Genomic DNA, 1242 nt, shown 5'->3' with positions numbered 1-1242 from the left:
TATGGCAACTACTTTTAATTTATCTATAGTACCATTTCTAAATACTTTATTTTTTACAATGGTTTTTATTATATGTTTATGAATTTCTTTTAATCCATCTAAATCAAAATCACTTAAGGAGCGCCTAACGGCATCAATGCGTGGCATTTTAGTTTTTTTAGGTATTACTTTTTTAAACTTGCCTTTTTTAAGCCAATGTTCTAATCTATTGAAACTTCTTATCTGAAGCATAAATCCAAATAACACCACGAAGGTAATTGTTGAAATTTTTACATCAGATTTTATTCTTTTATCTTTTAAGTTATTGATTTTTTCACCTATATCGTATACCTTATTAATATAAGTAAGTAATTGTTTTAAATAACTTTTACTCATTTTATCAGCATCCTTTTTAAGTTGGTTTCTAGTAAAAACTATTATAAAAAGGATGCTTTTATTATGCAAATTTTTTCTCTAAAATTTCCAGCAAAAATCAGAATTTATGGTTTTTAACCTAACCCTCAATCATTCATTATAAATCAGCGGGCTCACGCCCCAAAAATTTTTAAGCGCTAAACTTCTGGTAATATTTTTTTAAAAGTGTAATATAATCTATTAGCACTAGTATTAGGGGGAAATTTTATGGAACTGCGCGGAGGGTATAAACAGGAACTTAGTAGAAAAGAAAAGAGTACTATAAATAGAATTGTGGGCAAATATGATTTGCAAGTAGAGACCGTATCAAAAAATAGAAGTGTGTACAAGATTAAAACTGATAAGAATAATATATGTCTAAAAAAAATAAAAAATAAAAAATATAAAGTGAAAAATGGTATGAGTTTAGTTAATGAACTTAAACTTAATGGTTTTAATAATACTGCGGATTATTTAAAAACTACTAGAGATAATATAATGGTTAAATATAAGAATATATATTTTTATGCTACAGAGTGGATAGACGGAAGAGAATGTGATATGGATAACCAGAATGAACTTATAGAAAGTATTAAGCTATTGGCTAAATTTCATGAGTGTTCTAAGAAAATAAATACTAAAGAAATAAAAATAAAAAATAACTTAGGCAAATGGCCGGAAAGTTTTAATAAAAAATTGCACGATTTAGATAAATTTAAGAATTTTATTAAAAATAAGAGAATTAAAAGTAGTTTTGACACTAAATACTACGAGTATATAGATATGTTTTATAAAAAAGGACTTATATCATTAAGCTTACTAAATTCTTCAAATTACTATGATTTGTGC

The 1242-nt window shown here is 25.4% G+C and carries 1 protein-coding gene and 1 pseudogene; one reads left to right on the top strand and one right to left on the bottom strand.

Going from position 1 to position 1242, the window contains the following annotated elements; genetic code table 11:
• Positions 1-375 (bottom strand): hypothetical protein (locus tag FGK85_RS15145; protein ID WP_341472459.1); only part of this gene is annotated, 375 nt, incomplete at its 3' end.
• A 246-nt stretch (positions 376-621) separates the two neighbouring features.
• Here FGK85_RS15145 and FGK85_RS15140 point away from each other — a divergent pair.
• Positions 622-1242 (top strand): annotated as a pseudogene (locus FGK85_RS15140) (CotS family spore coat protein); the annotation flags it as partial.

It is taken from the genome of Haloimpatiens lingqiaonensis, from assembly GCF_901447495.1.
Classification (GTDB): Bacteria; Bacillota; Clostridia; order Clostridiales; family Clostridiaceae; genus Haloimpatiens; species Haloimpatiens lingqiaonensis.
This window is presented reverse-complemented; position numbering and strand designations above follow the sequence as displayed.